Genomic DNA, 6228 nt, shown 5'->3' on the forward strand with positions numbered 1-6228 from the left:
CGAGTTATGTAATACGGATGTACCGCAACACAACTCGCGGTATTATCTTAATCTCATATATGCTGTCATCTTATCACCTCCTCAAATTCAAGTTTGTATAACTATTTTATTGCATTATAGCATACTTTGGTCTGCTTTTCCCACTCCAGAGAAAATTTCTTTGTCGATAATTATCCTACCTATAGGAATATTTTTATTCACCAATACTTATCTCGGACAGAGATTTAATTTTAGAAAATGTATTTTTGTGCTTGCTTTTAGGATTCTCTTTCTTGCTTTTTGAACGATTGTGAAAACCTAAATCCTTCCCCATTGAATTGTGTTGCTTATTCTTCTCGTTTGTGTTACTAACCAACTGACCGCAGGCAGCTTTGATGTTATTACCTCGTGATTCTCTCATTTTTACTTCTAAACCAGCCGCTTCAAGTCGCAATTTAAATGCAACTAATTGTTGTTTGTTTGGCCTGTTAATATTGCAATTTGCGGTATCATTATATTGCAAAAGATTTATCAAAACATTTTTCTCACGAAACCATCTTCCTAATTGACGTACATCAGTTGCTTTATCATTTAGACCAGGAATCAATAAATAAGCAATTGTTACTTTTCTGTTATGTCTTTCCGAATATGATAAAACAGATTCAACAATCTTATTTATGTCATAACCTTTCATGTGAGGTATAATTATATCTCTTGTTCTTTGATTTGTTGCATGAAGAGAGAGGGTGAGTTGTATCTTCAGATGTTCTTCTCTTATTTTTTTTAATTGTTCTAAAGGACCTACTGTCGAAATATTAATTCCATCTGTGGGGAAATTAAGCCCATTTCTATCTCTTAGTATATGAATTGACTTAATTACATTATCATAATTAAAAAATGGTTCACCCATTCCCATATATACAATTCTGTTGACTTTTTCCTTCAGTAATGTTACTTGTTGCACAATTTCGGAAGGAGTTAAATTTCTTATAAATCCATTACTTCCAGATGCACAAAAAATACAACCGACAGGACATCCTACCATTGTACTAACACATACAGTTACACCTGTTTTTCTCTTTATGCAAACAGTTTCAACGCAGTAACCATCCTTTAATTTGAAAGAGTATTTTCTTGTGTCACCGCCATTATAAATATCATTAATGCTCATTGTTTGATATTTCTTTTGGGGCTTTTCCTTATAAAGGGCATGCATAAGCGATCGAGCTTTTTTTTCTCCAACGCAATCACAAATTTCTTTATATGTATAACCGTATGGGTCCGAATTTATCATTTCTTCAGTGATAATTATTGTGTTTTTATTTTTCATATCATCAATACCTTTCGAGAAATATAATTACAAAATACGATAAACTACCATTATTATAATAACATTTCTAAAACAAAAAATCAATAATCTACATATCTATTTTACTTAAAATACTAAAAATACTCTAAAAATATATGTATCGAATTTTTATGTAAAATATTTGTCAGAAAGAAATTTAATAATGCTGTCTAAAACTTGTGTAGAAAGATAACTGAATTATTATTTTCTGTTTAAATCACATACTCTAAATTGTTGATTTTTTTAGGTGGTATCGAAAAAAACGACACCATCTTTTCTTTTTCGGGAAGGTTATTGACAAATAAACAAATGTTCTTTATAATAGTAAATTGGTAAATAATGTATTTGCCTTACAACTGAATACAAACTGAAACACATATTTTTTACTTATTGGCTGCATGCCAACACATATTATCTGACCGAAAAAGTATAGTCCGATACTCGGTTAGTAACATACGGGCAATCAGAGCTTAAAGTTTAAGCCGTTACATAGTTTCAGTGCAAACTGTGCGAGAGGATGAAATGTCCTCCCGCTATTTGTGCTGTCTATGTGACGGCTTTTTTTGTTGTGCAATTTAAACGAAAATAAAAAAGTTTCAAAAAAAGTCGTTTTTTCAGGCTTTCAAAATGCCTACCAAGTGAAGGGCGTTTTTGTGCAACGCTACAAACTTTCAACTTTTTGAAAAAAGTTTTGAAAAAACGTACAAAAATCGGTGTTTTAAAAGTCACCCCTTGAGGGATATTTTCTCTCGTGCATCTTGACAACTGAATGACCGTCCGAAAGTGATACGACTTTGCGATGATATGAGCGAGGCAACACCGCGGTGAGATTCCGGGGCAGGAACTATTTCGGGTGAAACGGCAAAAAAGAGGCTTTTGATATGTAGTTAATGAAATTACCATACCAACAAAATAAAACTCATTACAGACGAAATAATCATCAAAAATCAACCCAAAAAACTACAGTAAAAAAGGAGTGTGATAGTTATTCCTAGAATGACAAAAAGTAAAAAATCAGAATGGAGCCTGTTTCTGAATGAACGAAACAGAATCTGTTATAACGAGCTTTGCAGAAGATGTGTCAACAGCTGTAAGCAGAGTTTCAGAGCTGTGGTTATATCCTGCAACTATGTATCAAAAAGGAGCGTGAAAGATTGTGGATAATGAATCATTCTTCAAAATGCCGAAGGTGCTGTTTACAGATGAGTATAAGGATTTATCTGCAGAGGCAAAGTTGCTTTACGGATTAATGCTCGACAGGATGCAGTTATCCGCAATAAACGGTTGGTGTGATAAAAATGGTGAGGTCTTTATCTTTTACACCATTGCCGAGACAAGTGAAATGCTCGGTTGCGGACACGATAAAGCAACCAGGTTACAGCGTGAGCTTGAAAAACATAATCTGCTTCGTCGTAAATATCAGGGTAAAGGCAAACCTGCAAAGCTGTATGTTTTAACTGTGCCAAAAATAAGCGCTGAGTCTCCTTAAAACTCGCAAGTAATAATACTGAGCAGAGTAAGACTGAAAGTTATATACCAACCGAGAAAAGAGAATATATCTTTAATTTAGTTAGTAGTAACTTTAAGTATATATGGCGTATAGGCTGAATGCGAAAAACTGATAAGACAAACGCATTTCTTCTTCGGCTCGTTAAATATTTATAAAAATCAGGAACATTTTTGTGATGCTCATTCCCATTGCTATTAGGGGCGATTTTGATAAAAAGAAACTGCCCTCACAAGGAGAGCAGGTCAAATATTCAGTTTAATTAATTGAGTTTTCTCGATTATTCTGTAAATTTATGTGTTCCCCACCAATCAGGGATTAAATCTTTTAATTTAACCGTTTTCTGATTGTCAAGGTCGAGCAGAATTTCAATTTCTCCACTATCTTTATCTAATTGCATCATATATTCCCGGCATGCACCGCATGGAGAACCAACTCTGCCATCGGGCATCACTGCAACTACCTTATCTATCTGACTTTCACCATTGGTAATCATATTAGCAATAGCATTTCTTTCTGCGCACATTCCGAGTGTCGAGGCAGTATCAATACAGACTCCAACATAAATATTTCCTTGTTTTGTAAGAATGGCTGCTACTACACCACCTGCATCTATAAATGGAGAAATCGTTCGGCTGTTTTGAACTTTAACCGCTGCATTATATAATTTGTTCCACATAATACCTACCTCGTCAAACTCTTATTTAATAAAACAATTATACCACAACCTCACCAAACAAATCAACCTGAATACATATCCTCGTACTTTAAGTTTCAGTACGAGGATTTTTTTTTTGCAAAATTTTTAAGTAAAGGAAGTGAAAAAATGCTTTAGTAAACCAACCGAAAAAACAGCAAAAAAAGCGTGGCATAAGTCTTAGCAAGCACTGGATTTGTGCATACAAATCCCACTTGTTAGGGACTGCCCCTAAAACCCGAAAGGGTAGTGTCAAGTAATCTATGAAAAAACTGAGTAATAAAAATAGGCTCAGATGAACCTTGAAAATTGCAGATATGTTAGTGATTGGTAGTGTACGCCACCCTTGACGGCGCACCAAAACAATGCTCTGAACGTCCTACCGACGGCGAAGAACTCAAGAACAGTTAGTTTTCTCCGTCTGATTCACAGCATTGTAGCATTGTTTTGGTGTGCCATCAAGGGCAAAGCCGGAAGCAGGGCTTCCGGTGGCTGTTTTCCCTTCCGACTCGGAATCTAAGAACAGTTAACGGCTTCACCGTGTTGTTGTTTCAGGATGGTCTGCTGGCCAAGGAAGATGAGAAGCTGCCACTTACCTGGCATGTTGTCAGCACCTTGCAACAGATCCACTTCGTTTAGAACTTTGTATTTATTGTGTTTGTGCGGACGAAGGAAGTTATAGTAAGCAACCCAGAGAGCAAGGTCGTAGTTGGCACCGTCGATGTTGTCAAAACCATTTGTGTGACGATAAGAAGCCTTATAGGTGCGGTTCAGCCGTTCAATCATTTGTTTGAATGGTCGGTGTTCTGTAGAAACAGCATCGTCGTTGGTAAGTCCAATAACCTGAGTGATTTTGAATGTAAAGTCTTTTCCGAACTTCTTTCCGAATTCCATTGCGGCAAGTGGGTAGGCGCTGTATCCGTCAGCGATAAATTTAAAGTTTTCCGGAAGCTTTGCAAGCCTCTGAAAAGCCATACGCATGGCGAGGATGCAGGGACCGACACCACGATTGTCAGAAACCTGGTAGCCGATGATGGATCGGGTGGCGGCATTCATGATGAGCCAGATGTAGGTCTTGATACCACGGATTTTTATGTAGGTTTCGTCAGCTGTGAACACATCCCCCTTTTCGTAGGGATACTGATCAACAAAAGGTTTGATGCAGACGGCGGCAGTCTTGCAGTAGTTGGCGATCTGCTGATGGGAGATGCTGATGTTATATAGGTCTTTGAGAGCCTGAGAAGTTTTGCGCAGGGAAAGACCGAGGTTAACATGAAGAGTCAGACATAAGGACATGACATGCGCGTTGTGCTTGCTGAATTTCAAGGAAGAGGCATTCTTTGGCAGGGTAGACAAATCCATGCTGAAAAAATCCATCGTGAACTCACGGTAGATATAGTGGAGCTTATATTTATTTTTGCCGTAATCCTCTTTTAGATCTTCCTTATCCACTTTTTTGAGGTTGTGGAGATAGTAAGGGCATTTGGGATTGACACACTTATGGACGATAAAGTGCTTGCGGTCTTTCTTTGGGACTAGAGTATTGCCACAGTGCGGACAGCGTAGTTTCACAGAGGAGAATCGACTTGCATCCGGGGAGAACCTTGCATCGCAGACCTTACAGAGCAGCTGACCTTTGGAACCGTTGTTTTTGTATAGGAATGGTTTCGGTGCATTGCAGCGGGGGCAGGTGCAGTCATCAGGAATATTACATTCTGATCGGCGGATGACAGGGCGAATCTTCTTACCATAACGTTTTTCGTAGTAAGGGATTAGATCCTTGTAAGTCCAGTCCTGGCGGAAGTCGGTGATCAGAGGGAGTTCATCAATCTTGAACTTTTGGTATTTGGGAGAATGGGAATCATCAAAAGCCCATTGCTTAAGAGGAATGTATCTGCAGATAAAGTTGAGAAGCCAGCAGTTTTGCTGGTAAAGATATTGAATAATTGAGAGTAAGTATTGTATAATGTCCATGAGCATTGGCTCCTTTCGAGGTAATGGATTTGTGGTGAACTCATTATACACGAAAAGGGAGGTCAATGCTCTTTTTATTGCAGATTTCCCTTAAAATCAAGGTTTTTATAAGATTTTGAAACAAAAAAACAGGTAGTTTTTGACACTACCCCCGAAAGACAGGAGGTGAAAAAAATGAAGCTGACAAAAACAATATTTTTGTATCTTAATGAGAAAGAATTTTCAATGCTCACAAAGGATGCCGAAAGAGCAAATATGAGCATGTCACGGTATATCAGACATCAGATTGATAATGCAAAAATGAAGCCCACATTGGATATGGACTATGAGAAATATATCAATCTGCTTGAGCCCATATGTGACAAGCTGAGCATTGTCTCAAAAAGAGTGTGGCAAATAAAAATGCTTGATACAGTAATGCTTCGTGAGGTTCTTAAAAGCACAAATGAAATTATGCCCGAAATCATAAAAGCAAAGGAGGTGGCACAGTGCGTACAAGAGCGAGAAGAATCGCAGTTAGAGTAAGTGAAGAGCAGTATAACAAAATCAGCCGTTTGACAGAGCGTAGCTTTTTTACAAAGGAGCAGGTGCTGAGAGATATTATTCTCGGCTATCCGATTCAGGAAGACAGAAAACACAATTGCTACGTGAGCAGTTAGTGCATCATAAGATAAACTGTGACACTCTCCAATCAGGTTGAGCATGGACTTACAGGTTTTGAAG

General features: G+C 37.7%; 6 protein-coding genes. 3 read left to right on the forward strand and 3 right to left on the reverse strand.

Translation table 11 applies throughout. The features are described from left to right. Nucleotides 1-193 precede the first annotated feature (193 nt). Nucleotides 194-1309 (reverse strand): 23S rRNA (adenine(2503)-C(2))-methyltransferase RlmN, encoded by a 1116-nt coding sequence (locus ACTNC0_RS18035; RefSeq protein WP_209345890.1) that lies wholly within the window; start codon nt 1307-1309, stop codon nt 194-196. A gap of 1174 nt (nt 1310-2483) precedes the next feature. Here ACTNC0_RS18035 and ACTNC0_RS18040 point away from each other — a divergent pair. Next, the gene (locus ACTNC0_RS18040) at nt 2484-2816 is read left to right on the forward strand and encodes a replication initiator protein A (protein ID WP_311736401.1); all 333 of its coding nucleotides are present in this window, start codon (nt 2484-2486) and stop codon (nt 2814-2816) included. A 298-nt stretch (nt 2817-3114) separates the two neighbouring features. Here ACTNC0_RS18040 and ACTNC0_RS18045 read toward each other — a convergent pair whose 3' ends face one another. Both ACTNC0_RS18045 and ACTNC0_RS18050 read right to left on the reverse strand, forming a co-directional pair. Next, on the reverse strand, nt 3115-3513 hold the full coding sequence (locus ACTNC0_RS18045) for a cytidine deaminase family protein (RefSeq protein WP_441018998.1): 399 nt from the start codon (nt 3511-3513) through the stop codon (nt 3115-3117). A gap of 534 nt (nt 3514-4047) precedes the next feature. Beyond that, complete coding sequence (locus ACTNC0_RS18050; protein WP_441088466.1) at nt 4048-5505, reverse strand: DDE-type integrase/transposase/recombinase; 1458 nt, start codon at nt 5503-5505, stop codon at nt 4048-4050. Nucleotides 5506-5679: 174 nt separating this feature from the next. Between ACTNC0_RS18050 and ACTNC0_RS18055 the strand changes: the two genes are divergently transcribed. Continuing rightward, nucleotides 5680-6030 (forward strand): plasmid mobilization protein, encoded by a 351-nt coding sequence (locus tag ACTNC0_RS18055; protein ID WP_441038293.1) that lies wholly within the window; start codon nt 5680-5682, stop codon nt 6028-6030. Continuing rightward, nucleotides 5994-6164: a hypothetical protein gene (locus ACTNC0_RS18060; protein ID WP_441088467.1), complete on the forward strand. Its 171-nt coding sequence runs from the start codon at nt 5994-5996 to the stop codon at nt 6162-6164. The genes ACTNC0_RS18055 and ACTNC0_RS18060 overlap by 37 nt, the downstream gene beginning before the upstream one ends. Nucleotides 6165-6228: the final 64 nt, after the last annotated feature.

Source organism: Blautia sp. HCP3S3_B11, from assembly GCF_052064435.1.
Taxonomy (GTDB): Bacteria; Bacillota; Clostridia; order Lachnospirales; family Lachnospiraceae; genus Blautia_A.